The 24,674-nt window shown below is 69.1% G+C and carries 30 protein-coding genes and 1 tRNA gene; 15 read left to right on the top strand and 16 right to left on the bottom strand.

Annotated features, from left to right (window positions below; genetic code table 11):
• Positions 1-65: 65 nt before the first annotated feature.
• The 4 genes from sepX to R4I43_RS02005 form a co-directional block, all read right to left on the bottom strand.
• Complete coding sequence (gene sepX, locus R4I43_RS01990; protein WP_324263728.1) at positions 66-941, bottom strand: divisome protein SepX/GlpR; 876 nt, start codon at positions 939-941, stop codon at positions 66-68.
• Between the two features lie 265 nt (positions 942-1,206).
• Positions 1,207-1,872, bottom strand: a complete 666-nt coding sequence (locus tag R4I43_RS01995; protein WP_324263729.1) for a GNAT family N-acetyltransferase — start codon at positions 1,870-1,872, stop codon at positions 1,207-1,209.
• 6 nt (positions 1,873-1,878) lie between these two features.
• The gene (gene glp / locus R4I43_RS02000) at positions 1,879-3,102 is read right to left on the bottom strand and encodes a molybdotransferase-like divisome protein Glp (protein ID WP_324263730.1); all 1,224 of its coding nucleotides are present in this window, start codon (positions 3,100-3,102) and stop codon (positions 1,879-1,881) included.
• 60 nt (positions 3,103-3,162) lie between these two features.
• Complete coding sequence (locus R4I43_RS02005) at positions 3,163-4,065, bottom strand: UTP--glucose-1-phosphate uridylyltransferase (protein WP_324263731.1); 903 nt, start codon at positions 4,063-4,065, stop codon at positions 3,163-3,165.
• A gap of 37 nt (positions 4,066-4,102) precedes the next feature.
• Here R4I43_RS02005 and R4I43_RS02010 point away from each other — a divergent pair, with 37 nt between their 5' ends.
• The 4 genes from R4I43_RS02010 to mscL all read left to right on the top strand — a co-directional run bounded on the left by R4I43_RS02010 (position 4,103) and on the right by mscL (position 6,162).
• Positions 4,103-4,696, top strand: a complete 594-nt coding sequence (locus R4I43_RS02010) for a 5-formyltetrahydrofolate cyclo-ligase (RefSeq protein ID WP_324263732.1) — start codon at positions 4,103-4,105, stop codon at positions 4,694-4,696.
• 97 nt (positions 4,697-4,793) lie between these two features.
• Positions 4,794-5,114 carry an FmdB family zinc ribbon protein gene (locus R4I43_RS02015; protein ID WP_324263733.1) on the top strand — a complete coding sequence of 107 codons (321 nt, stop codon included), beginning with the start codon at positions 4,794-4,796 and terminating at the stop codon, positions 5,112-5,114.
• A gap of 238 nt (positions 5,115-5,352) precedes the next feature.
• The gene (locus R4I43_RS02020) at positions 5,353-5,544 is read left to right on the top strand and encodes a hypothetical protein (RefSeq protein WP_324263734.1); all 192 of its coding nucleotides are present in this window, start codon (positions 5,353-5,355) and stop codon (positions 5,542-5,544) included.
• A gap of 144 nt (positions 5,545-5,688) precedes the next feature.
• Positions 5,689-6,162 (top strand): large-conductance mechanosensitive channel protein MscL, encoded by a 474-nt coding sequence (mscL, locus tag R4I43_RS02025; RefSeq protein WP_324263735.1) that lies wholly within the window; start codon positions 5,689-5,691, stop codon positions 6,160-6,162.
• 2 nt (positions 6,163-6,164) lie between these two features.
• Here mscL and R4I43_RS02030 read toward each other — a convergent pair whose 3' ends face one another.
• Positions 6,165-6,341 (bottom strand): hypothetical protein, encoded by a 177-nt coding sequence (locus tag R4I43_RS02030; RefSeq protein ID WP_324263736.1) that lies wholly within the window; start codon positions 6,339-6,341, stop codon positions 6,165-6,167.
• Between the two features lie 119 nt (positions 6,342-6,460).
• Here R4I43_RS02030 and R4I43_RS02035 point away from each other — a divergent pair, with 119 nt between their 5' ends.
• Positions 6,461-6,754, top strand: a complete 294-nt coding sequence (locus tag R4I43_RS02035) for an antitoxin (protein ID WP_324263737.1) — start codon at positions 6,461-6,463, stop codon at positions 6,752-6,754.
• A 62-nt stretch (positions 6,755-6,816) separates the two neighbouring features.
• On the opposite strand, the gene R4I43_RS02040 is transcribed toward R4I43_RS02035, so the two are convergent.
• The 9 genes from R4I43_RS02040 to mrf all read right to left on the bottom strand — a co-directional run bounded on the left by R4I43_RS02040 (position 6,817) and on the right by mrf (position 14,972).
• Positions 6,817-7,317, bottom strand: coding sequence for a MogA/MoaB family molybdenum cofactor biosynthesis protein (locus R4I43_RS02040; RefSeq protein WP_324263865.1), 501 nt, complete (start codon positions 7,315-7,317; stop codon positions 6,817-6,819).
• A gap of 220 nt (positions 7,318-7,537) precedes the next feature.
• Complete coding sequence (locus R4I43_RS02045) at positions 7,538-8,869, bottom strand: S1C family serine protease (RefSeq protein ID WP_324263738.1); 1,332 nt, start codon at positions 8,867-8,869, stop codon at positions 7,538-7,540.
• A 197-nt stretch (positions 8,870-9,066) separates the two neighbouring features.
• A complete protein-coding gene (galT, locus tag R4I43_RS02050; protein WP_324263739.1) occupies positions 9,067-10,140 on the bottom strand; it encodes a galactose-1-phosphate uridylyltransferase in 1,074 nt (357 codons plus the stop codon).
• Positions 10,137-10,928 carry a DeoR/GlpR family DNA-binding transcription regulator gene (locus R4I43_RS02055; protein ID WP_324263740.1) on the bottom strand — a complete coding sequence of 264 codons (792 nt, stop codon included), beginning with the start codon at positions 10,926-10,928 and terminating at the stop codon, positions 10,137-10,139. The genes galT and R4I43_RS02055 overlap by 4 nt, the downstream gene beginning before the upstream one ends.
• Before the next feature lie 117 nt (positions 10,929-11,045).
• Positions 11,046-12,473, bottom strand: coding sequence for a sensor histidine kinase (locus R4I43_RS02060; RefSeq protein ID WP_324263741.1), 1,428 nt, complete (start codon positions 12,471-12,473; stop codon positions 11,046-11,048).
• 11 nt (positions 12,474-12,484) lie between these two features.
• The gene (locus tag R4I43_RS02065; protein WP_324263742.1) at positions 12,485-13,180 is read right to left on the bottom strand and encodes a response regulator transcription factor; all 696 of its coding nucleotides are present in this window, start codon (positions 13,178-13,180) and stop codon (positions 12,485-12,487) included.
• A 127-nt stretch (positions 13,181-13,307) separates the two neighbouring features.
• Positions 13,308-13,460: a 50S ribosomal protein L32 gene (gene rpmF / locus R4I43_RS02070; protein ID WP_324263743.1), complete on the bottom strand. Its 153-nt coding sequence runs from the start codon at positions 13,458-13,460 to the stop codon at positions 13,308-13,310.
• Between the two features lie 19 nt (positions 13,461-13,479).
• Entirely contained in the window at positions 13,480-13,731 is a 252-nt protein-coding gene (locus R4I43_RS02075) for a type B 50S ribosomal protein L31 (protein ID WP_324263744.1), read from the bottom strand.
• The gene (gene mrf, locus R4I43_RS02080; RefSeq protein WP_324263745.1) at positions 13,728-14,972 is read right to left on the bottom strand and encodes a ribosome hibernation factor-recruiting GTPase MRF; all 1,245 of its coding nucleotides are present in this window, start codon (positions 14,970-14,972) and stop codon (positions 13,728-13,730) included. Before mrf ends, R4I43_RS02075 begins: the two co-directional genes overlap by 4 nt.
• Before the next feature lie 79 nt (positions 14,973-15,051).
• Between mrf and rpmB the strand changes: the two genes are divergently transcribed.
• The 8 genes from rpmB (at position 15,052) to R4I43_RS02120 (ending at position 19,479) form a co-directional block, all read left to right on the top strand.
• A complete protein-coding gene (rpmB, locus tag R4I43_RS02085; protein ID WP_324263746.1) occupies positions 15,052-15,288 on the top strand; it encodes a 50S ribosomal protein L28 in 237 nt (78 codons plus the stop codon).
• Complete coding sequence (rpmG, locus tag R4I43_RS02090) at positions 15,288-15,455, top strand: 50S ribosomal protein L33 (protein WP_324263747.1); 168 nt, start codon at positions 15,288-15,290, stop codon at positions 15,453-15,455. The genes rpmB and rpmG overlap by 1 nt, the downstream gene beginning before the upstream one ends.
• Positions 15,456-15,615: 160 nt before the next feature.
• A complete protein-coding gene (gene rpsN / locus R4I43_RS02095) occupies positions 15,616-15,921 on the top strand; it encodes a 30S ribosomal protein S14 (protein ID WP_324263748.1) in 306 nt (101 codons plus the stop codon).
• 4 nt (positions 15,922-15,925) lie between these two features.
• Positions 15,926-16,150: a 30S ribosomal protein S18 gene (rpsR, locus tag R4I43_RS02100; protein WP_324263749.1), complete on the top strand. Its 225-nt coding sequence runs from the start codon at positions 15,926-15,928 to the stop codon at positions 16,148-16,150.
• 78 nt (positions 16,151-16,228) lie between these two features.
• A complete protein-coding gene (gene bluB / locus R4I43_RS02105; protein ID WP_324263750.1) occupies positions 16,229-16,909 on the top strand; it encodes a 5,6-dimethylbenzimidazole synthase in 681 nt (226 codons plus the stop codon).
• A 57-nt stretch (positions 16,910-16,966) separates the two neighbouring features.
• Positions 16,967-18,454 (top strand): GGDEF domain-containing protein, encoded by a 1,488-nt coding sequence (locus R4I43_RS02110; protein WP_324263751.1) that lies wholly within the window; start codon positions 16,967-16,969, stop codon positions 18,452-18,454.
• Positions 18,455-18,597: 143 nt separating this feature from the next.
• Positions 18,598-18,670, top strand: a tRNA-Arg gene (locus R4I43_RS02115).
• A 530-nt stretch (positions 18,671-19,200) separates the two neighbouring features.
• Positions 19,201-19,479: a hypothetical protein gene (locus R4I43_RS02120; RefSeq protein WP_324263752.1), complete on the top strand. Its 279-nt coding sequence runs from the start codon at positions 19,201-19,203 to the stop codon at positions 19,477-19,479.
• Positions 19,480-20,067: 588 nt separating this feature from the next.
• On the opposite strand, the gene R4I43_RS02125 is transcribed toward R4I43_RS02120, so the two are convergent.
• On the bottom strand, positions 20,068-20,217 hold the full coding sequence (locus R4I43_RS02125) for a hypothetical protein (protein WP_324263753.1): 150 nt from the start codon (positions 20,215-20,217) through the stop codon (positions 20,068-20,070).
• 363 nt (positions 20,218-20,580) lie between these two features.
• Between R4I43_RS02125 and R4I43_RS02130 the strand changes: the two genes are divergently transcribed.
• Together R4I43_RS02130 and R4I43_RS02135 are read left to right on the top strand one after the other, a co-directional pair.
• A complete protein-coding gene (locus tag R4I43_RS02130; RefSeq protein WP_324263754.1) occupies positions 20,581-20,943 on the top strand; it encodes a hypothetical protein in 363 nt (120 codons plus the stop codon).
• A gap of 18 nt (positions 20,944-20,961) precedes the next feature.
• Positions 20,962-23,127: a tetratricopeptide repeat protein gene (locus tag R4I43_RS02135; protein WP_324263755.1), complete on the top strand. Its 2,166-nt coding sequence runs from the start codon at positions 20,962-20,964 to the stop codon at positions 23,125-23,127.
• 527 nt (positions 23,128-23,654) lie between these two features.
• On the opposite strand, the gene R4I43_RS02140 is transcribed toward R4I43_RS02135, so the two are convergent.
• Entirely contained in the window at positions 23,655-23,900 is a 246-nt protein-coding gene (locus tag R4I43_RS02140) for a hypothetical protein (RefSeq protein WP_324263756.1), read from the bottom strand.
• Positions 23,901-24,674 lie beyond the last annotated feature (774 nt).

The following is a 24,674-nucleotide window of genomic DNA, read 5'->3' on the forward strand; positions in this document are numbered from 1 at the left end:
TTGTTGTGAGGAGAGCTTAGCAAGCCCCGCTGCGGGGTCTCGCGGCACCCCCCTCGTTCGGAGATCTACTCCCCCGCTGCCCTGCGGTAGGGCTCCCACGTGCGCTCGTCGAGCTCGTCGAAGACCGGGTCCTCGTCGTCGATCTCGACTCGGACGCCGGGGACGGCAGGGCGGATGTCGGCGGCGCGGTCCTGGGCGGAGACCGGTTCGGGCCGGCGATCGGCCTCGACCTCCTCCTCATAGTCCTCGACGAACTCGCCGAGCTCGTCGAACTCCGGGTCGCCGACGTAGTCGTAGTCGTCTTCGAGCTCGTCGCGGTAGTCGTCGTGCTCGTCGTAGTCGGCCTCGTCCTCGTCGGCCTCGTCGAGGTCGCGCTCGCCGTTGATGCGGGCGAGGCGGCGGGCGCGGATGTCCTCCTCGATGCGGACCTGGCGGCGCAGGTAGGTGAGGTAACCCACCAGTGAGAGGTCGACGAGCGCGTGCCCCCACCACAGGACCGGCCACGCCACGCCGGCCAGGATCCCGGTGGTCACCGCGAGCAGCAGCATCGTGAGGACGACGCGCTGCCTGCGCGCGTACTTGGCCCGGGCGACCAGCGCCGCGGCCTCGGGGTCGTAGCCTCCCCGGCCCGGCCGGTAGCGGCGCCCGGCCCGGACGTCCTCGCTGTTGACGGGGCGCCAGTCCTCGTCGTGCTCCTCGACGGTCTCGTCCACGTCCTGCTCGTCCACGTCCAGCCCGGGTTCAGGCATCCCGACCTCCACCCTGTCGGTTGTCGCGGCTCCCGATCTCGCCGGTCGCCGATCACTGCCGCGTCGCACGACTCGGGCGGCGAGCGCGGAATCGGTGGTCTTGGACACTTCTTGCCGGCGGCGGGCGAACATGGGCACCAGGACGACCAACCAGGCCGCCGCCAGTGCAGCGAAGATCAATGAGCTCGGCATTCCTCGCCACCTCCCCCTGGCCACCGGCAGTGCACAAATCTGCGATCGCCACGCTAGTCACATCAGTCACTCGTGTCTCGCAGCCACGCCGCGCAACAGTTGTGCCTCCGACTACAGAACCGCACGTACAGAGCAGTCGCGAGCAACATCGTCACCGGCGTGTCGGCTTCTGCGCCGCCGAATGCCCTCATTCGGGCGACCGAACGGCCCAACTTCCGCTGCCGAGCTGCAGCTCAGCGCTCACGGTGTGCGATCGCTCTCAGGTTCAGCCCCGGCTGGCGCCACCGGAGCGGATGAGGCGGGTGACCGCGCCGTCGGGGACCTCCTCGGTGGTCAGCGCGTAGACGTAGTGGTCCCGCCACGCACCCGCGACGTCGAGGTAGCGCTGGAAGAGCCCTTCGCGGCGGAAGCCCGACTTCTCCAGCACGCGGATGCTGCGCTCGTTCTCCGGGCGGACCGTGGCCTCCAGCCGGTGCAGCCCGACCGGGCCGAAGCAGTGGTCGACGGCCAGCGCGACCGCGGCCGGGGCCACGCCCCCTCCGGCGAGCCTGCTGGCCACCCAGTAGCCGACCCAGGCCGAGCGCAGCGCCCCGCGCACGACGTTGCCGATGGTCAGCTGCCCGACGAACTCGCCGCCGACGACGATCGCGAACGGCAGCGCCTGCCCCCGGCGGGCCATGCCGCGCAGGGTGGCCCACTGCGCGGGCCACGCTGCGGGGGCGTTGCGCTCCCGCCAACCGCCGAGCGCGGTCGGCTCCCACTTCTGCAGGTAGTCGCGGTCCTGCAAGCGGGTCCGGCTCCAGAGCCCGGCGTCGCGCAACCGGGGTGGGCGCAGCGCGACCGCGCCGCGCGCGGTCGTCAGCGGGCCCAGCCTCGCCGGCCAGCCCGGGTGGCGTCCGATCGGGAACCCATCAGCGTCGGTGGGCTGCATCCGCGCTCACGAACGCTGCGAGAGGAACCGCACCTGCACGTCCTCGCCCGCCGCGACCTCCGTGACGTCCTCTTCCACGACGATCAGGCAGTTCGCCTCGGCCAGCGACGCCAGCAGGTGCGAACCGGAGGTGCCCAGCGGCTGCACCAGGTAGGAGCCGTTCTTGGGGTCGCGCAGCAGCTGGCCGCGCAGGAATCCGCGGCGGCTCTTGGTGGCGGTGATCGGCGAGAGCAGTTCGGCGGAAACGGTCCGGCGGTGCGGGTTCTCCTTGCCCAGCGCCGAGCGGATCAGCGGCCGGACCAGCACCTCGAAGACCACCAGCGCGCTGACCGGGTTGCCGGGCAGCACGAACGTCGGGATCTCGTCCGGGCCGAGCCGCCCGAAGCTCTGCACCGAGCCGGGCTGCATCGCGACCCGGTCGTCGTCGAGCGAACCGAGGTCGGCCAGCGCCGAGCGCACGTCGCCACCGGCGGTTCCGCCGACGCCGCCGGCGATCACCACGATCTCCGACAGCAGCAGGCGCCCCTCGACGACCTCGCGCAGCCTGCGCGGGTCGTTGCTGGCGATGCCGACGCGGGTGACCTCGGCTCCGGCGTCGCGGGCAGCGGCCGACAGCGCGTAGGAGTTGACGTCGTAGACCTGGCCCTGACCGGGGGTGCGGTCGACGTCGACGAGCTCGTCGCCCAGGGAGATGATCGAGACGCGGGGGCGCGGGTGCACCAGCACCTTGTCGCGGCCGACCGCGGCCAGCAGCCCGACCTGCGCGGAGCCGATGGGCGCGCCGCGGCGGACCGCGACGTCGCCGGTCTGCACGTCCTCGCCGGTGCGGCGGACGAACGCGGCTGACGGGACCGGCTGCTGCACGGTGATCTTGGCCGGGTGCTCGTCGGTGTAGCCCAGCGGCACGACGGCGTCGGCCAGGGTCGGCAGCGGAGCGCCCGTGGCGACGCGCACCGCTTGTCCGGGTTGCAGCCTGCGCGGCTGCCGCGAACCGGCCGGGATCTCGCCGACCACCGGCAGCACGATGGACTCCTCGGCTGCCGACTGCACGTCGACGCTGCGCACCGCGTAGCCGTCGACCGCGGCCTGGTCGAATCCGGGCAGCGCCCGTTCGGCCACGACCTCCTCGGCGCACAGCAGTCCCTGCGCCTCGGAGATCGCCACCCGAACAGGGGCGGGCCGGACGGCGGCCGTGAGCACGCGCGCCAGCTGCTCGTCCACTGACCTCATGGCTGTCGCCTCTTCCCCGCTCCTCACCGGCGCCGGGGTGGGCCTACCCGGCGTTCGGCATCAGCTTCTGTCGATCCGCTCGGCGAGCCAGTCCCGCAGGTCCGGCCCGTACTCGGGATCCGCTAGCGCGAAGTCCACCGCAGCTTTCAGGAAACCGCCAGGATTTCCCAAGTCGTGTCGCCCACCGTGGTGGACCACGACGTGAACCGGGTGTCCCTCGGAGATCAGCAACGCTACGGCATCGGTCAGCTGAAGTTCGCCACCGGCGCCGGGCTCGATGCGGCGCAGCGCGTCGAAGATGACCCGGTCCAGCAGGTATCGGCCTGCGGCGGCCAGGGTCGACGGCGCGTCGGCCGGAGCGGGCTTTTCGACCATGCCCTTGACGATCTTGACGTCGTCGGCGTCGGTGTCGGCGACGTCGAAGACGCCGTAGGAGGAGATGTGCTCGCGGGAGACGTCGAAGGCGCACAGCACGCTGCCGCCGTAGCGGGCGCGGACCTCGGCCATCCGCTTCAGCACGCCGGTCGGCAGCACCAGGTCGTCGGGGAGCAGGACGGCGACGGCCTCATCGTCGTCGCGGAGGCTGCCTTCGGCGCAGCCCACCGCGTGCCCGAGGCCGAGGGCCTTCTCCTGCAGCGCGGTCTCGGCCTCGATCAGCTCGGGCGCCCGGTGCACCTTGGCCAGCAGGTCGTCCTTGCCGCGGGCCTTGAGGGTTTGCTCCAGCTCCGGGCTCGGCTGGAAGTAGTCGGCGACCGCGCCCTTGTCCGGCGAGGTGACGATGATCAGGCGCTGCGCTCCGGCCTCGGCCGCCTCGGCCGCCACCAGCTCGATCCCGGGGGTGTCCACGACCGGGAGCAACTCCTTGGGCACCGCTTTCGTGGTGGGCAGGAACCTGGTTCCCAGTCCTGCTGCCGGCACGATGGCGGTCCGGAACGCGGTCGGCGTGCTCGTCGGGCTGCTCATGACGCCGCAGCTTATCGGTCAAACCTACAGTGAACCCGTGAGCTCACTGGATGAATTCTGTACGTCGAAAGCGGAGTGGCGGAGCCGACTGCTGCGCCAGCGCGACGAGCTGGACGAACCGACCCGCCAGGCCGACGACCAGGCACTTCTGTCGAGCCTGCTGGGCTGGTTGGCGCAGCGGCAGCTGAGCGTGGTGGCGGCTTACGTGCCGGTCGGCCCGGAGCCGGGCGCCGATCTCCCCTCGGTGCTGCGGGAGGCGGGCCTGCGCGTGCTGCTGCCGATCGTCGCGGGGAAGCGCCCGCTCGAGTGGGCCGAGTACACCGGCCCGGACTCGCTGGAACCGGCGACGTTCGGCTTGCTGGAGCCCTCGGGCGAGCGGCTGGGCGCGGAGGCGATCGGCCGAGCGGACGTGATCTTGGTCCCGGCGCTGGGCATCGATCACCAGGGCGTCCGGTTGGGGCGCGGTGCCGGGCACTACGACCGGTCGCTGCCGTTGCGGGACCCGGCCGCGGAGCTGCTGGGCATCGTGCGCGATGGCGAGTTCGTCGCATCGCTGCCCGGCGAGGACCACGACGTGCGGATGACCAGCGTGATCACGCCCGCGCGCGGGGTCGTGCGGCTGCCGGTGTGACGTAGAGCCGTTTGCACTGGACACTCGTCATCTAGCATTATCGGGTTAGCACTCCCGTAGTTTGAGTGCCAAGCCCAGATTTCGGAGGTTCGCGGCCGTGCCCACATATCAGTACGCCTGCACCGAATGTGACCATCGATTCGAGCAGGTGCAGTCGTTCAGCGAGGACTCCCTCACCGAGTGCCCGCAGTGCAACGGCCGACTCCGCAAGCTGTTCAACGCCGTCGGCATCGTGTTCAAGGGCAGCGGCTTCTACCGGACCGACAACCGGGCCTCCTCCTCGTCGAGCACGACCGGTTCGTCGTCGAGCTCCTCCTCGGACTCGGGTTCGTCGTCGAGTTCGGCCGCGACGAGCTCGTCCTCGTCGAGCTCGTCCTCGGGTTCGTCGTCGAGCAGCACCACCGCCGCGGCCTCCTGATCCAGCACTTCCAGCCGCCGGCCACCCGAAGGTGGTCGGCGGCTTCGTCGCGCGCCCGAGAAGTCCGGACTTCCGTCGACGTTGCGTGATCGACAAGGGCGCGGACTAATCCGGCAGGATGATCGACGTTGTCCACAACCACCGAATTCATCCACAGATCACCGCTCTCCCCTTTCCCGGCCTCCGGCGCGTCCCTAACTTCGGACTCGTCCGAACGCCGAACGCACGAGGGGGCGCCATGCCCGCGAACTCCGGGCTCGATCCCACACCGCTCGACCGGCTACGCGCACTGCTGCCAAGCAGGTCAGGCGCGCTCTGGCTGCGCCGCCTGGCGGCCGCACTTCTCCTGCTGCTGGCCCTCGCGCTCGCCATCTCGGCGCACCACTCCCCTGTGGACATCGCCACAGGGATCACCCGAACGGGTGACTAATGAGCATCGGCAATGACTTTCCCGGAATGACCACCCGCTACGCTGCCCCCCGTGCCTGAACCCGCGCCGATTCGCGGCGAAACACGGCGCGATCACCGATCCGGGAGATTCCGGAGTCACATAGCCTTCGAGAGGAGTTCCAGCGTGCTCAAGGGATTCAAGGACTTCCTGATGCGCGGCAACATCATCGACCTCGCGGTCGCGGTTGTCGTCGGTAGCGCCTTCACCGCCCTGGTCACGGCGTTCACCACCAACATCATCAAGCCGCTGATCGCCGCCACCGGCGGCGGCAACGTCTCCGGCCTGAGCATTCAGGTCGTGCCCGGCAACGTGGCTTCGACCATCGATTTCGCCGCGGTGATCAATGCCGTCATCACATTCTTGATCACGGCCGCTGTCGTTTACTTCCTGTTCGTCGTCCCGATGAAGAAGATTTCCGAGCGCCGCAAGAAGGGCAAGGAAGAGGGCCAGTCGGAGCCCACGGACGTGGAGCTGCTGGTGGAGATCCGCGACCTGCTGCGCGCCGAGCAGGGCCTGCCGCACATCGACGGGCTTGCCACCGCCGACGAGAAGAAGGCCACCGCGGGCAACGGCAACGGGTCGGCCTCGCGGAACTGACGCTAGCGGGCGTCGTGGTGCGGTGGGCGGTTCTCGCGGTACCAGCTCTCGCGCGTGCTGACCGTTGACCGCTCGGGGCGGTCGTCGGAGGTCGTCTCCGGCAGCACGTCACCGAAGATCTCGGCGAGCCTGCGGCGCTTGTCGCGCTCGGCCTTCTTCTCAGGGGATTCGCTGGTCACCTGTCCATCCTGCCTCGATCGCAGCGGTTCTCGCACCGACCGGCCTCACCGAGTGTGAAATCAGTTACAGTGAGTGCGTATCTCGCCGTCGCGGGAGGAAGCGAGGCAGGGAGGCTGCGATGAGTTTCCTGGACAAGGCCAAAGAACTGGCCGGCCAGGCCAAGGGCAAGGCCGAGGAGCTGGCCGAGAAGGCGGGCCCGAGCGCGGCCAAAGGACTCGACGCCGCCAAGTCGAGCTTGGACAAGGCCACCGGCGGCAAGTACCACGACAAGATCGAGTCGGTGAGCGGCAAGGTCGAGGGCGTGCTCAAGCGGGACTCCGGGGACGGGGGCCCCGCCAAGGACGACCCCGGCACCGGAGGTTCGCCGGACAAGGGACCGGACGACACCACGGGCGGTTCGAAGCCCAGCTGATCAGCGAAAACGAGCGGTGGCGGCTCCAACTCGGGGCCGCCACCGCTCTTCTCGTCTCCGGCTCAGGGCGTCTCGAGTCCCGAGAGCTGCTCGATCACGTGGGCCACGAGCGGCGTCAGGGTCGCCATGCCGTCGCGGACCGAAGCCCGCGAACCGGACAGGTTCACCACCAGCGTGCTGCCGGAGACCCCGACGAGACCGCGCGAGACCCCGGCGTCGACCGCGCCCGCGGCCAGCCCGGAGGCCCGGAGCGCCTCCGCGATGCCCGGGATCGGCCGATCCAGGACGCCTGCGGTGGCGTCCGGGGTGACGTCCCTCGGCGACACGCCGGTGCCGCCGACCGTGATCACCACGTCGACGCCGCCGATCACCGCGGTGTTCAGCGCGTTGCGGATGTCCACCGTTTCACCGGCCACCGCGACGGTTCCGTCGACGATGAATCCGGCCTCTTCCAGCAACTCGGTCACCAGCGGACCGATGTTGTCTTCCTGCTCGCCCTGAGCGACCCGGTCGTCCACCACGACAACCAGAGCCCGCCCCAACCGCTGCGCGCTGCGTTCCATGCCGGTAACCGTAGTGCCAAGGCCGGGTTCGGTCAGTTCATACGAGTCGGTGAGCTCCACCAAATTCGGCGTGATGCCGGTCAAGGTGCGCGTCTTGTCGGACATGGTCCTCCCCAGCTTTCGAATGAGCCCGACTTGGGAGTGGACACGTCGGCCGGGTTCCCGCGACGCAGGAAGGGGGCATGGCCGCGGGAACTCCCGGCCGACGCGATCAGAGGGGTCAGCCCTTCTGGCCGGTGAGCGTCACGTCGACCGTGCGCTCGCCGCCGGGGCCACCGATGGTGATCTTGACCCGATCACCGGGGTTGTGCGAGCGAACCGCCGCGACCAGGGCGTCCGGGTCGAGGATGGCCCGGTCGTCCATCTTGGTGATCACATCGCCGGGCTTGAGCCCGCCCTGCTGGGCCGGACCGTTCGGCGTGACCTCGCGGACCATCGCGCCGGGCTGACCGGCGTTGGTGATCATCACGCCGAGCGTGGTCTGGGTGGCCGAGCCGGATTCCTTGAGCTCGGTGGCGATGCGGCGGGCCTGGTCGATCGGGATCGCGAAGCCCAGCCCGACCGAACCGGCCTGCTCCTGACCGGAGCCGGGGCTGTAGATCGCGGAGTTGATGCCGACCACACGGCCGTCCATGTCCACCAGCGGTCCACCGGAGTTGCCGGGGTTGATCGCGGCGTCGGTCTGCAGCGCGTTGAGCACGGTGTCCTGGCTGCCCGACTCGCCGCCGGCGCGCACCGGGCGGTCCTTGGCGCTGACGATTCCGCTGGTCACCGTGCCCGACAGGCCGAAGGGCGAGCCGATGGCCACGACCTGGGAGCCAACGGCCAGGTCGTCGCTGCGACCGAGCTCGGCCGGGGTCAGGCCGGTGATGTCGGCCTTGACCACCGCGAGGTCGGACTTGGGATCGGTGCCCACCACGCGCAGCGGCGCGGTGCGGTTGTCGTGGAACAGCGCGGTCAGCCGCCCGGCCTGGCCGCCCTCGGCGACGTGGTTGTTGGTGAGGATCAGGCCGTCGCTGCTGAGCACGATGCCCGAACCCTCGCCGGATCCCTGCGCGCTGGCGATCTGGATCTGCACGACGCTCGGCAGGACCTTCTGCGCGACCTGCTGGACGGAGCCCTGCGGGGCGGTGCTGGCGCTGCGGGCGGGCTTGGACTCGTCGAGCGCGCTGACGCCGGAGCTGCTGTCACCGCCGAGCTGGTACCCGACGAAACCGCCGACACCGCCTCCGACCAGGCCACACACCAGCGCGAGCACGGCCACACCGGTGGCCAGGCCACGGCCGGTCTTCTTCTGCTGCGGCGCCTGGCCCGAGGGGTACCCGGCCCAGGGCTGCTGCGCGAACTGCTGGGTCTGCTGCGGCTGCTGGTACATCCCGTACGGCTGCTGCGCGTACGCGCCCTGCGCACCGGGATCGGTCGGCTGGGTGGGCTGGCTGGACGGACCGGGCTGGGCGCTCGGCTGCTGGGACGGCACCCCGGATTGAGGGGTGTCGCCCGCACCGAGGCCTTCTCCGCTCGGCTTCGGCTCTTCCGGGGTGTGTTCGGTCATGGCTCCCACTGTGCTCCGGGCGTCTGAGAAGTGCCTGAGATCTGACTGTGGGCACGCATGATAAGTCCCAAGATCGTTCCCACCCACCCCGACCAATCCGGCAAAAGCCCTGGACGCGACTCCCTGGCACGGCTTTGGCGACGGGCAGTTTCGACCAGCACCGCCCCTCGCCGCCGCTCCCGGCAGCGGGAGTCCCGTCAGCGCAGCTTGGCCGCGATCTGCTCCGGGGTGGCGTCGTTGATCCAGACCGCCATGCCGGACTCCGAACCCGCCAGGTACTTGAGCTTGTCCGCGCTGCGCAGCACCGAGAACAGCTCCAGGTGCAGCCAGGACAGGTCGCGCCCGGAGTTGACCGGCGCCTGGTGCCACGCGGCGATGTAGGGCAGCGGCTTGCCGTAGAGGCGGTCGAGGCGACCGAGCACGTCCAGGTAGGTCGTCGCGAAGTCGTCCCGCTCGGCGTCGGTGAGCGCGGCGATGTCGGGAACCTGGCGGTGCGGCACGATCTGGACCTCGACGGGCCAGCGCGCGGCGGCGGGCACGAACGCGGTCCAGTGCTCGGAGTCGACCAGCACCCGCTCACCGCTGACGCGCTCGGCGGCCAGCACGTCGCCCATGACGTGCGTGCCGTGCTCGGCGCGGTACTGCTCGGCGACGCGCAGCATGGTCGCGGTCTTGGGCGTGACGAACGGGTAGCCGTAGATCTGCCCGTGCGGGTGGTGCAGCGTCACCCCGATCTCCTCGCCCCGGTTCTCGAAGCAGAAGACCTGCTCGACACCGGGGGTTTCGCTCAGGGCGGCGGTGCGGTCGGCCCAGACGTCGACGACGCCGCGAACCCGCTTCGCGCTCAGCGACCCGAAGGAGGAGTTGTGGTCGGAGGTGAAGCAGACGACCTCGCACCGGCCCTGCGCGGGAGCGGCGGGCACCATCGGCATACCATCCACAGTGGACGCCTCGCCCGGAATGCCTTGCGCGAAGGACGGGAACTGGTTCTCGAAGACGACGATGTCGTAATCGGCTTCGGGGATCTCGCTGGGACGGCCGGGCGAGCTGGGGCACAGCGGGCACATCTCGGCCGGCGGCTTGTAGGTGCGGGACTGCCGGTGCGCGGCGATGGCCACCCACTCACCGGTCAGCGGATCACGCCGCATCTCCGACGCCGGGGCCTGGGGCGGCAGCTCGCGGGTGTCCTCCGCGGTGCGCTCCTGGCCCGGTTCGTCATCGAAGTAGATGATCTCCCGGCCATCGGCCAGGCGGCGCGCGGTGCGCTTCACTCTTCCTCCTCCGTTGGCTGCTGATCGGCCAGCAGCAGCTCGACGTGCTCGCCCAGCAGCTCGCGCGCGTCCGGCGGCAGCCCCTGGTCGCTGATCAGCAGGTCGACCTCGTCGAAGTCGACGATCGTGGAGATCCCGACGGTCGACCACTTGGAGCTGTCCGCGACCACCACCAACCGGCCCGCGGCTTCGGCGAAGGCCCGGTTGGTCTCGCTCTCGTTGAGGTTCGGCGTGGTGAAGCCGGCGCGCGGAGCCATCCCGTGCACGCCGAGGAACACCAGGTCCAGGTGCAGCGAGCGCAACGACTGCACGGCGACGGGCCCGACGAGCGCGTCGGACGGGGTGCGCACGCCGCCGGTGAGCACCACGGTCCGGTCGACGCGGCCGCGCTGCTGCAGGGCGTCGGCGACGCGGACCGAGTTGGTGACGATGGTCAGGTCCGGGATCTCGTCGAGCTGGCGCGCGAGCGTCCAGGTCGTGGTTCCGGCGGACAGGCCGATCGCGCTGCCGGGCTGGATCTCGTCGGCGGCGAGCTTCGCGATGGCTTCCTTCTCGGTGAGCTGCCGGACGGACTTGGCCTCGAAACCGGGTTCGTCGGTGCTGGCGCCGATCGTGGAGGTCGCGCCGCCGTAGACCTTCTCGACGAGCCCGCGGCGGGCCAGCGCGTCGAGGTCGCGGCGGATCGTCATGTCCGACACGCCGAGCCGTTGGACCAGGTCGCCGACCTGCACGGCACCGGTGCGCCGCACCTCGTCGAGGATCACTTCCTGGCGTTGTCGTGCGAGCACGTCCACCCCCTGGCCGGGCGCCAGCTTTCGTTCGTCAAGTCAACAAAAACCAACAATACCTGACGGGATACCGGGCCGACAGCCGGGGACTTGGCTACCTGGATTGCAATTGGGTGTTCATTGCTGTTCGTTTTGCTGAGAGTTGCCCGGCAGCGTCATGCGCAGCAGCGCGCCGCCCTCCGGAGCCTGCGCGGCCAGCACCGACCCGCCGTGGCGCTCGGCGACCTGCTTGACGATCGACAACCCGAGCCCGGAGCCCGGCAGCGTGCGCGCGACCGAGGAGCGGTAGAAGCGCTCGAAGACGAAGGGCCGGTCGGCCTCGGCGATGCCCGGGCCGCTGTCGGCGACCTCCAGCACCGACGTGCCGGTGCCCTCCTCCGGGTGCAGCTCGACCCGCACGCGGCCGCCCTCCGGACTCCACTTCGCGGCGTTGTCCAGCAGGTTCAGCACCGCCCGCTCCAGCGCGGTCGCATCGCCCATCATCACCCACGGGCTCAGCCGCACGTCGAACTCGGTGCGCGGCGCGCGCCGCTGGGCCCGGCCCAGCGCCCGCTCGACGACCTCGACCAGGTCGACCGACTCGTGCACGGCCTGCGGGGTGTCCTCGCGGGCGAGCTCGACGAGGTCGCCGACCAGCGCGGACAGCTCCTCCACCTGGGCCTGGACGTCGGAGAACATCTCCTGGCGGTCCTGCTCGGACAGCGTCGGCGCGTCCGGCCGGGCCGCCGCGAGCAGCAGCTCCAGGTTGGTGCGCAGCGACGTCAGCGGGGTGCGCAGCTCGTGGCCGGCGTCGGCGACCAGGCGCCGCTGGCGCTCCTGCGACTCGGCCAGCGCGGTGAGCATACCGTTGAAGCTCGCGGTCAGCCGCGCCAGCTCGTCGTCGCCGCTCACCGGGATCGGCCGCAGGTCACCGGTCAGCGCGACGCGTTCGGCGGCGGCGGTCAGCCGCTGCACCGGCCGCAGACCGGCCCGCGCCACCGCGGTTCCGGCGGCCGCGGCGAGCAGGATGCCGGCCCCGCCCATCACCACCAGGACCACGCTGAGCTGCGCCAACGTCTGCTGGGTGGGTTGCAGCGAGGTCGACATGACCAGCGCCGCGTTGCGCCCGGTGGGCACGGCGACGACGCGGCTGTTGCTCGGCTTGTCGGTGCGCAGCGAGCGCTGCGCCTGCCCCTTGGCCACCGACAGCTCCAGCACGCTCATCGGCGGGCGCTGCTCGGGGCCGAACACGGTGCCGTCGGCGGAGAGCACGTTGATCTTGAAGTTGGTGGCGACGAAGAACGCCACCGGCACCTGCTGCAGGTCGGAGGTGCGCACCAGCGGGCCCTCGGCGGCCTCCACCGCGCGCTCGGTGAGGTTGTCGTCGAGCTGCTGGTAGAGGCTGTCGCGCACGGTCACGAACGCCCCGACCGACACCAGCGCCACCGCCCCGGCCACGCACATCGCGGCCAGCCAGGTGACGCGGTTGCGCAGCGAGACCCGCTGCAGCCTGCTGGGCGGCGGCGGGTTGTCGACGTCGGGTGGCGGCGGTGCGGGAACGGTCATCGGATTGCCCATCATGGCGGCGTCTCGCGGAGCACGTAGCCGACACCGCGCACGGTGTGGATCAGGCGTGGTTCGCCCTCGGCCTCGGTCTTGCGGCGCAGGTAGCCGATGTAGACCTCCAGGGCGTTGCCCGAGGTCGGGAAGTCGTAGCCCCACACGTCCTCGAGCAGCCTGCTGCGGGTCAGCACCTGCTTGGGGTGCGCAATCAGCAGTTCGAGCAGCGCGAACTCGGTGCGGGTGAGGCTGATCGAGCGCTCGCCCCGGCGGACCTCGCGGGTCCCGGGGTCCAGCTCCAGATCGGCGAAGCGCAGCGCGGCCGGGTGCTCGTCCGGGCCGCCCTCGGGCGGGGTGGCGCGGCGCAGCAGGGCGCGCAGCCGGGCGAGGAGCTCCTCCAGCGCGAAGGGCTTGGGCAGGTAGTCGTCGGCGCCGGCGTCGAGCCCGGCGACCCGGTCGGACACGGCGTCGCGGGCGGTGAGCACCAGGATCGGCAGGTCGTCGCCAGTGCTGCGCAGCCGCCGCGCCACCTCGAGCCCGTCGAGGCGGGGCATCATCACGTCGAGGACCATCGCGTCCGGGCGGTTGTCGGCCAGGTGGTCCAGTGCTTGTTGACCGTCCGCGGCGAGCTCCACCTGGTACCCGTTGAACTGCAGGGACCTTCGCAGCGACTCCCGCACGGCACGATCGTCGTCGACGACGAGGATGCGCATGCGGACAGTGTTACCGGTTGCCCTGAGAACGAGCTGAGAACCCCGCCGACCTCGCGCGTCGCGGTGACGGTCGTCTCGACCGCGGCGCGCGCCGGTCACCGTTGGTGACGACGCGCGCCGGGCGCGTTCACCTCTCCTGGAAGTGCCGGATCAGCGCGCGCGGCACCAGCTTCCGCTCGCCGTCCACCACGATCGGCACCAGCTCCGGCGCCTTCGCCTTCCACTGCGAGCGGCGGTGCCGGGTGTTGGCCCGCGAGGTCTTGCGCTTGGGAACAGCCATGTCGTCGTCCTTCCTTCGATCAGCGCTTCCGGTCGCCGTAGCGGCGGCGGAACTTCTCGACGCGGCCCTGGGTGTCCATGACCCGCTGGTTACCGGTCCAGAACGGGTGCGAGTAGGCGGTCACGTCGATGGTGATCAGCGGGTAGGTGTTGCCGTCCTCCCACTCGATGCGCGCCTCCGACGTCGCGGTGGAGCGGGTGAGGAAGCTCTTGCCGGTGGTGCGGTCCTGGAAGACCACCGGCTCGTAGCTGGGGTGGATGTCGGGTTTCACTGGTTTCCCTTCAACTCGGATTCGGCGGGTTCGGCGCAGTGGTCCTCGCGCCAGTCGGCGAAGGGGTCCGGGTACTGCGCCCAGGCCTGCTCGCCCGCGGCGAGTTCGTCGTCGGTGAGCACGGCGTCGCGCAGGGCGCGGACGATCTCGTGCGGGTCGGCGTCGCAGGAGATGACGACGAGCTCGTTCATCCGGTCGCCGTAGTAGTCGTCCCAGGTCAGCGCGGCTCGCAGCCGCCGGTCGTCGGGCAGGCCGCCCCAGTCGTCGACGGTCGCCAGCCACGGTCCGGCGTGGGCGATGGCGAGTCCGCCACCCGCCGATTCCAGCCACAGCGCGTCGTCGGGCTGGCTGGCCACCCAGAACCTGCCTCGGGTGCGCACGACGCCGTCGAGCAGCAGGTCGATGGCCTCGTGCAGCCGCTTCGGGTGGAACGGGCGGCGTTCCTCGAACAGGACCGTGGCCACCCCGGCGTCGGTGTCCAGCGAGGGCTGACCGCGCAGCAGCCGGCCGTGCGGGCCGTCGACCTCGCCGCGCCGGGAATCGGCCGGGACCCGTTCCAGCAGCGCCGAGACGTCCAGGTCGTCGAGGTGGGCCAGCGGCGCCGAGGGGGTGAGCCGGGCGAGCACGGCCTCGGTGCGGACGCGCTGCCAGCGGTCTTCGGCGGCTCCGGCGAGCACGATCGCGTCGGCGAACTCGGCCTGGCCGACGGCGACCTGCGCCACGGTGCGCTCGTCGTCGGCGCTGCCGCCGAGCTCGCGCTCGGCCAGCGCCTCCTCGCCGGTGCTGTCGGGCAGCCAGGACTCCAGGTCGACGGTGGTCAGCACGGCCTCGATGGCCACGTCGGCGAGCAGCGCGCGGCCGTCGACCTCGACGTGGCGCAGCGCCCAGCAGATCGCCTCAGGCTCCAGCGCCGGGTCGAGCTGGACGACGATGCGGTTGATGTCGGGCGCTGCGGCGAGCCTGCGCAGCAGCGGCAGGAGGTCCTCGCGCAGCGTGCAGGACACGCAGCCGTGCGCGAGTTCGAGGACGTGGCTGTCGACGTGGTCGCCGTGCCTGACCTGCCGGCGCACCACGCCTTCGGCGACCGAGCGCAAGTCGGCGTGCACCAGCGCGGTGCCGGTCGGGTCGCGCCGGCGCGCGGCCTCGGCCGCCTCGGCGACCTGGGGTTCGCGGAGGCCGGCCACCAGCAGCAGCGGCGTCCGCGCGGACGGATCGGTGAACATCCCCACCTCAATCGACAACGGTTTTCATCTTCGCTGCCGACACGCTACCCTGGCGGCAAGCCATATGAAAATGGATGTCGTTATCGAGAGGTAGGTCATGTCCGTCCGCTGCCAGGTGACCGGCAAGAAGCCCGGCTACGGCAACCAGGTCTCGCACTCCCACCACAAGACGCGCCGCCGCTGGCTGCCCAACGTGCAGAACAAGCGCTACTGGCTGCCCGCCGAGAACCGGTGGATCCGGCTGCGGGTGTCGACTAAGGGGATGAAGACGATCGAGAAGCGCGGCATCGACGCGGTGGTCGCCGACATGCGCGCCCGAGGGGAACGAATCTGATGGCCAAGAACACCGACACCCGCCCGGTGATCAAGCTGCGCTCCACCGCGGGCACCGGCTTCACCTACGTCACCACCAAGAACCGCCGCAACAACCCCGACCGCATGCGCCTGCGCAAGTACGACCCGGTCGCCCGCAAGCACGTCGAATTCCGCGAAGAGCGCTGACCCGACCCCACCCCGTCAGGGCACCCGAATGATCACCCCACCCAGGAGGTGACGCGATTTCAATGGAAATCAACTTCCCGATTTCCATTGAAATCCGGACCCCCGACTTCCATTGAGATCGTGAAGACCCCGTCGACGACGGGAGACCTGAGAGGACATCGTGGCCAAGAAGTCGAAGATCGCTCGGAACGAGCAGCGGAAGGAGGTCGTCGCCCGGTACGCGGAGCGCAGGTCGGAGCTGAAGCGGATCATCGCCTCGCCCGAGACCGAGCCGGAGGCTCGCGTCGAGGCGCAGCGCGAGCTGCAGCGCCAGCCCCGGGACGCCAGCCGGGTGCGGCTGCGCAACCGGGACGCCGTCGACGGGCGCCCGCGCGGCTACTTCCGCAAGTTCGGCCTCTCCCGGGTGCGCTTGCGGGAGATGGCCCACAACGGCGAACTGCCCGGCGTGACGAAGTCGAGCTGGTGATCGCATGCGCCGACCCGTCGAACGCCGCAAGAAGCCGAACCTCCTGCAGCGCGAGGGCGTCGTCCACGTCGACTGGAAGGACGTGACCCTGCTGCGCAAGTTCATCTCCGACCGGGGCAAGATCCGCTCCCGCCGGGTCACCGGGCTAACCGCGCAGGAGCAGCGCGAGGTCGCCAAGGCGATCAAGAACGCCCGCGAGATGGCGCTGCTGCCGTACCACCACAAATAGGGCGATCCGCTCGAACACCGTGCGATACCGGTCACCCTGAGCCCGGGTGACCGGTATCCCGGTGCAGCATTGATCGCGATGAAGACCCCTGGACACAACCCCAGCCTGACCGATTCCACCCCCGCCGCCGAGCTCTACGACGTGATCAACCGCAGGCGCGACGTCCGCCGCGAGTTCTCCGGCGCCGAACTGCCCGAGCCGGTGCTGCGCCGCGTCCTCTCGGCCGCGCACACCGCGCCCAGCGTGGGGCTCTCCCAGCCGTGGGACTTCATCCTGGTCCGCGACGCGAACACCCGCCGCGCCTTCCGCGAGCACGTCCTCGCCGAGCGCAGCGTGTTCGCCAGCCAGCTCGACGGCGAGCGGGCCGACACCTTCAGCAAGATCAAGGTCGAGGGCATCGTGGAGTCCTCGCTGGGCATCGCCGTCACCTACGACCCGCGCCGGGGCGCGCCGCAGGTGCTGGGCAGGCACGCCATCGCCGACGCCGGGCTGTACTCGGTGTGCCTGGCGATCCAGAACCTGTGGTTGGCCGCGACCGCCGAAGGCCTCGGCGTCGGATGGGTCAGCTTCTACCGCGAGGAATTCCTGCGCAGGCTGCTGGGAGTTCCCAGCGAGGTCAGGCCGGTGGCATGGTTGTGCGTGGGGCCGGTTCGCGAGCTCGCCGACACGCCTGACCTGGAGCGGCACGGCTGGAGGCAGCGGATGCCCCTGGACGAGGTCCTGCACTACGAAGCGTACGGACGCGGCCGCAACCGGTAGCCTCGAAAAGGCCGCGCGGCCGAGCGGCCACGACGATGCGCTCACGACGAGGTCGCGGTGCAGCTGGAGGATCAACCGCTGGCCGGACACATCCCGGCCCAGGACCGGCTGGTGAGGCAACTGCTCGACGCAGGCCGCTTCACCAGGGCCGACGCTGCCTTCGACGAGCTGCTGGCCGGCGGTGCGAACTTCGTCGACGCCCGCTGGGTCCGCTCCACCGTGCTGGTGCAGCGCGCGCTGGTGGCCTGGCGGCTGGGTCGCATCCCCCTCGCGCTGGAGCTGATCACCGAGGGGTGGACCGAGCTCGACACCCAGCCGCCGAGCGGCGGATCCGCCGCGCACACCGTCAGCATGCTGGGCTTCCTGCTGGAGGGCATCGGGCGCCGCGGCCCGGCGATGGACCTGATGGCGCTGGCGGTGCAGATCGCCCGGGACTCCGGTGACCAGCCCGCGCTGGCGCACTGCCTGCTCCGCGAAGGCCTGTCCCGGGTGTTCCGGGCCGCGAGCCAGCCGGACCAGGCCGCCCACCAGTTCGCCGCCGCCTGCGAGCTCTGCGAGGAAGCGCAGTCGCTGGCCAAGCCGGGCCCGGTCAAGCGCGCAGCCCTGGCCGTCATGGCCCGAGCGCTGTCGGGCACGGACGAGCTGGAAACGGCCGAGCGCATCGCGCAGGAAACGCTCACCCTCGGCCGCGACGCCGCCGACAACTACGCGATGGCGATCGCGAACTGGGCGCTCGCCGACATCAGGCGCACCCAGGGAGTGATGACCGAGGCCCGCACTTTCGCCAGCCGCGCGCTGGAGGGCGCCGAAACGATCCACGAGTCGATCCTGATGATGCGGTTCTCCCGCGAACTCGCCGAGATCTGCAGGAACCTCGGTGATTCCGTCGGCGAGGCCGCAGCCCTGCGCCGCGCGGTCACCGCAGCCGTGTCCGCAGTGGACATCCTCAAGGAAGGCCTCGGCCAGGCCCTGGAGCAGCGCAGGGTCGCTACCCAGGCGCAGCGGATGGCGATGGCCGCCCGCGAAGCCGCGCTGCGCGATCCGCTGACCGGCCTGGCCAACCGGCTCGGCCTGGAACGCATGGCCCCCGTCCTGCTCGAACGCACCGACGCGGCCGGCCGGATCCCGTGGCTGGTGCTGCTCGACGTCGACTGGTTCAAGGAGGTCAACGACTTCGCCGGGCACACCGCGGGCGACGTCGTCCTGCAGGAGGTCGCCAACCTGCTGCGCCGCGAATGCCGCGCCGGTGACCTGCTGTGCCGGTGGGCGGGAGACGAGTTCGTGGTGCTGCTGGTCGACGCCGCCGAGTACTCCCGCGAGGCCGGCCCGATCGTCGCCGAACGCATCCGCTCCGCCGTCAACACCCACGACTGGCGCCTCGTGCTGGGACGCCTGGAGAAGAAACCCACGGTCAGCATCGGTGTGGCCGCCGGACCCAACGACCTGGACCAGCTGTTCGCCGCCGCCGACATCGCCCTCTACAAGGCCAAACGCGCAGGCCGCAACCGCGTGGAGACCGACGGCGAGCAGACCGGCTCCGGCTGACCCCGAAACCACCTGGCGCCCAGGAGTTTTCCCCACGACCAGACGACGGAAGACGCGCAACGAGCGGAGGCGACAACCACACCCCACGTCCACCCACGACCACATGCCAACCCGCGAACACCACCCGGGTACCCTCCGATCAGGCCCCCGTAGCTCAGGGGATAGAGCACGGCTCTCCTAAAGCCGGTGTCGCAGGTTCGAATCCTGCCGGGGGCGCTTCTTGTGGTCATGGAAAACGGCCCCTGACCAGGCGCGAAGCAGCTAGACGTCGTTCGCTCGGTCCGCCACTGTCTGCCAGTTTCGGTGGTCAGTAGTTGGCAGTTACGGGCGATTCACGGGCACTCAAGCGCCGCCCTTCCATCACCTGTTCAGCCATTGGCTGCTTCTAAGCGGCCAGCGCCGCGCACCGCCGCCCGTCCTGCTGCCTCGGTGATCGAAGCAGCAGGACAGGCTACGTCCCGCTGCGTACTCATCTCCACGCTCCACGTACGGGACCGCGCCACAGCGGGGCAGCGCCTTCACCTGCACATAGAGGATCAGCGCTTAACGCGATTCCGAACCGCCAACACCGCCAGGCCGAGAAAAAGCGGACCAACCAGCCGCATAATCACTCGGATCACTTCGCCCTGCCAGGTAAGACTGGGCAGCCCAGCGAGTCTCGACTGCAACGACACAGCGCTCTCCGTGGCGAACAGAAGGCAAAACAGATCTTACTTGAGGCTCGAGAGTCAACATCCGTTGAGGCAATGCCGGACGGGGGCATCGAACGCCTCGATAGCCGGGGTGGGACAGCAGGCACCTCAGGACAAAAACAGGTTCCGGAAGGTTCGGCTCCAATCCAGGACCTCGCTCGCTACGGCGACATCTCGTGGTGGGACGACCGTCTCGACCTGGATCGAGCGAAGTACAAGCACAAGCCCCGTTCGAGCGCTGACAACCGACGCATGCTGCTGGTCGCCGCAATATTTGGCGTCGTGGCTGCGCTCGGTTTTGTCGTCAATCTCCTCATCGGCGTCTTCCTGTAAGCCCGTTACTGCCACTGCGCTCACCTGCGCAAATGCCCGCATAGCACACGGTTCCCCTAGAGCCCACGTCCGATGTTGGCGCCCAAGGAACAATCAAACTGGCGATCTTTCGAACTCACGTTCTAGGATACTTGCAAGTCGAGTCGGGACGATGGGGAAGATCTCCCGGCTCGATGCGGGCCGGTCGACCTGCACTCCATTTCGACCGGCCCGCCCTACGGGCACTCAGAGCGGGCACACATGACACAAGGACGGGGACTGGCAGGGCACGCGGCGACGACCAGACGCCCCGGTCCCCATCTGGATCAAGCTCGCCTACGTGCTGCCACCCAGCCCACGTCCCCGCGGTCTAGACGGCGTACCGCTCCGAGTCCGCGCCGCAGGCATCGACATCGCCAAGACCGTCCCCGGCGTCCTGCTGGCCTGGCACCAAACCATCACCGGTGACTGGTGGGCACTCGCGACGTTCGAGCTCACAAACCGCTCAAGAAAACCGGGCCTTGTGGTGACTCAGCTCGTCCCGGCCGCCGCCGTCAAGCCTCGCTGACCAGCAGCGCCCCCTGCCCAGTTCGGACAGGGGGCGCCCTTTCAGAGCATCACCGTCACATCGATCGCCAGTGACGGATCGTGCAGCACTACCAGCAACTGAACAAGTGCCAGTGCGAGTTTCACGACACTTGCCCACACCGAACCAGACGGCGGCTGGCTAGGGTGACGCTCCATATTACTGCTGGTCATGGCTAGTTTTAACCTGTGCCGTTGATGCACAAAAGGGCACGTGCCGAGCTAGAACCGCCAGCAAACTCCTGAGCCGGCGCTAATCCGCCGTCTCAGTTCTCGTCTCATTCGTGCTTATTCGGCGCTGTTCAGCGCAGTCCGGACAGCGCCGCGACCAGCGGCAACGGACTGTGGCGGTAGGGGCGAACAGGTGACCGCAGATCTTGAAAGCGAGCGCATCGGGGGCGACGGCTCTCCACGCCAGACTAGGCAGCGACCTCGACGCGATCTCCGCCGGAGCCGCTCCCACAAACCGGGTCTAGTGGCGCTTGCCTGCTCATGGGCTGTTTGCGAGCGGGTCGTCGCTGGGGACGGGATTCGTCTATGCGTGGCGTGGTCGGTGGCACACTGATCGTCATGGTGGCGCGGGTGGCGTTAGCAGTAGCGGGGGTGGCGGCGGTAGCGGCCGTGGTGGTGGCGATCGTGTTGCGGGGCTGGGAGTTCGCGAGCTGGGTTGCGACGGTAATCAGCCTCGTAGCGCTTGCGGTCGGCTGGCTCACGCGCGCCAAGACCAGGAAGGGCGGCCCTGTGGGAGACACGATCAAACAGTCCGGCATCCGGGCCGGGCGCGATGCCATCGCCAAGCGCGTCTCCGCCGAGGACTCGCAGGACGAGATCACCCAGGACGACATCACTGCGGAGCGGGACGTCATCGGCAAGGACACGAACCCATCCGGCGACAATTGAGGGCTTGCCGAGTCAGCGATGTCTGAGCAGCACCTCGGCGATCACATCGAGCAACGCGATGTCCATGCGCAACGTGATGTCATCGGCAAGGTCGAGCAGCACTTTCATCCGCGCGCGGAGGTGTCGTGGCCGTGTCGGATCGGCCGGGTCCCGCCTGCGGCGGACTGTTTTCGAACCCGTGAGCTGAGTCAGCAGCTCGTGCGGGCGGTCGGATCCGGTGGCACATCGGTGCTCACGCAGGTGTTGTCTGGGCTGGGTGGGGTCGGCAAGACCCAGTTGGCCCGCGAGTTCGCCGAGCAAGCATGGGCCTCGCGTGAGGTCGACCTGTTGGTGTGGATCACGGCGACATCGCGCGACGAAATCGTCTCTGGCTACGCCTCAGCCGCGTTCAAACTCCAGCTGACCGACGCGGCTAGTCCTCGTGACGAGAACCAGGCGTGTCAGCGGTTCCTGGAGTGGTTGGCAAAGCTGGAGTATCGCTGGGTGATCGTGCTCGATGACGTGCAGCACCCGAGGGATCTCGACGAGCTGTGGCCGCCTCGGACGCCGCGAGGGCGGACGGTGGTCACGACCCGTCGCCAAGACGCCAAACTCCGCGACTCGGGCGGAAAGCTTTTGCGGGTCGGTTTGTTCAGCGAGCAGGACGCCGTGTCCTATCTGTCGGACAAGCTCGACCACGACGCATCCAAGCTCGTCGAGGCCTCCGAACTAACAGAGGATCTGGGGTATCTGCCGCTGGCGTTGTCGCACGCCGCCGCAGCCATCCTCGATCGGGACATCACGTGCGCAACCTATCGCCGCCGCCTCCACGACAGCGGCGCCGCGTTGGCGCAGCACTTCCCGGATCCCGAGCGGGACGGGTTACCGGACCAGTACCGCAACCCCGTGGCCGCGACCTGGCGGATCTCGATCGAACAAGCGAACGACCTCAACCCCATCGGACTCGCGCGCCCGGTGCTCGAGTTTGCGTCGTTGCTGGACCCCAACGGTATCCCCGCCGAGGTGTTCACCACCGACGCAGTACGTGCCTATCTCGCCGAACGCACCGATGCGTCGGTGGTGTCCGGCGAGGACGTGGACACGGCGTTGCAGAACTTGCGTCGCCTCAGCCTCGCCGATATCGCCGCGGAGCCTGCCCCAGAGGCCAGCCAACCCGGCCGGCGACTCGTTCGAGTCCATGCGCTCGTCCAACGCGCCACACGTGACCAACTCACTGACGTGGGTCCGATGAGCAGCGTGGCCGCGGACGGCTTGATTGAGGTCTGGCCGGTCATTGAACGTGACCCGACGTTGGGTCAGGCGCTTCGCGCCAGCACCGACGCCCTCCGCCACCACACTCACCACTGGTCACCGCCGGATCCGCTCTACACACCCGAGGCACACCCCGTGCTGTTCCGTGCCGGAAACAGTCGAGGCGACACCGGCAACGTCACCGCCGCAACCGACTACTACCGCACCCTCACCACAAGCTGCACCAACAAACTCGGCGAGGATCACCCGGACACATTGACCGCCCGCAGCAACCTCGCTCGCTGGCGGGGTAGGTCGGGGGATGCGGCGGGCGCTGCCGCCGCGTTTGAGGAGTTACTAGCCGACCTTTTGCGGGTGCAGGGTGCTGATCATCGAGAGACATTGACCGCCCGCAGCCACCTTGCTTACTGGCGGGGTGAGTCGGGGGATGTGGCGGGTGCTGCCGCCGCCTTGGAGGGCTTGGTGGCCGATTGTCTGCGGGTGCTCGGCACCGATCACCCCGAGACACTGATCACCCGTCGCAACCTCGCTCGCTGGCGAGGGTACGCGGGGGATGCGACGGGCGCTGCCACCGCTTTGGAGGAGTTGGTGACCGATGATCAGCGAGTATTAGGCGCTGATCATCCAGAAACCTTGATCGTTCGCCGACACCTTGCGCGCTGGCGGGGGTATGTGGAGGATGCGGCGGGCGCTGCCACCGCGTTAGAAGACTTGCTGGCCGACTTCCTGCGGGTGCTCGGCGCCGATCACCCCGACACGCTGAAAACCCGTCGCAACCTCGCTCACTGGCGGGGCGAGTCGGGGGATGTGGCGGGCGCTACCGCCGCGTTAGAAGACTTGCTGGCCGACTTCCTGCGGGTGCTCGGCGCCGATCACCCCGAGACACTGATCACCCGCCACAGCCTCGCTCACTGGCGGGGGCACTTTCAGTAGCCCTCTAACAACTTCTTCTCACTGCCGACGGGTGTGCACGTGCAGACGACCACGAAGATCACCTTCGCACCAACAGCCGGGCAGTGGAGACCCCTCAGCAACTGGCCGACTCTCACAACACGACCTACGGGCAATGCACGGGCAATGACGGCCATAGGGAACGCACGCCACTGACCTTACCTGCGCAAATACCCGCACACCGACCAGCTCTCCTAAAGCCGGTGTCGCAGGTTCGAATCCTGCCGGGGGCGCTTCTTGTCTCAGGGCATCGGCCTGGGCCCTGCGTGCGCGTGACGCGTGTCAGATGAAGGTCTTCAGGGGTCCGCGACCGCTTTCAGCGATCCGTCGATGAGGGCGGTCTCCCCGCGGGCACCGATCCCGGGCTGCTCGCCTTCTGCAGCATGACCGTCGCGAACGGCATCGCCGTCCAGGCCTCCGGCAGAGCCGGTCGTGACGAGCTCCAGGAGGTCGCCGGCATGGCCGTGCTCGACTGGCCGCCAGACTGATCTCCAGGCGACGCGTGAAGGCTAGATGTTCGTGGATTCTCTGGGTGGGAGGATCTCGGTCGCCGTCACGTCGTCGTTCTCGTAGCGGGCGCCGACCTTTTCGGAGCGCCACTGCTCCAGATCCCGAAGGCATTGGCGCAGTTCTTCGGCGCGCATCGCCCAGTCCCGGCGGTTCTCACGGGTGCACGCCGGGTCCGTCATCATCTGCCGGGCGAAGGAAAACCGTCCGTAGAGGTAAGTCAGGGCCGTGTCGTCGTGGCTGGCCACCAGCACTCCTTCGCTTCGAAACGCAACGGTCGCCCGTGTGGCCGCACGGGAACCCAAGGCGCTACTTTCCGTAACTCCACGTCTGAGATTCACCAGCGTTATCGTCCTCACGGGCTAAGCGTTACGAAGGGCTGCTCAGCTCAACATTGCGCTCCGTGTTCAAAGAGGTACACAAGGCCTTCCGGGCCGCAAGAAGCATTGCGATGAGGCGAAGCCAACTGCGCCACGTCGTGGATAACAACTGGTGAGTAACTCACCAATTCCGATCACATCAACTCGTTGACCTGCGGAAACGATCGGAACATCCGAACTCGCACGCGCAGTGGCAAACCACACCGCGCGCGGAATCACGAAATTCAAAGCGAGGCGCGAGCCAGGATCAACGCACATCGATTCGATAACTTCCGAATCTCCACTCAGAAACTATATCGGCGTCAAATTGGTTTGATCCTCACGGGGAACCCGGAACAGCGCTGGTCATGATGCGTTCCTGATTGAAATTCGCCTTTCGGCGTGGAGTAACGCATTGGGCGACATGCGGGATTAACGCCCGGAACCAACGCGTGGCGTCACGGTGCGTTGCACATCGCGACGCCACGCGATCACACGCCGGGTTCGACACCGACACGACCGCACGATCGCGCCACGCCGCCTTCCCGGCCGGCGGCGTCGCCGATCAGAACGGAGCGAAATGGGCTGCTCCCACTCCAGGACATGCCCTCTCTTCCCCCTGCTGAAGGCAAGTTTGCGTGGCTGGCGCGAGTCCTATTGCGA

It is taken from the genome of Saccharopolyspora mangrovi, assembly GCF_035320975.1.
Taxonomy (GTDB): domain Bacteria; phylum Actinomycetota; class Actinomycetes; order Mycobacteriales; family Pseudonocardiaceae; genus Saccharopolyspora; species Saccharopolyspora mangrovi.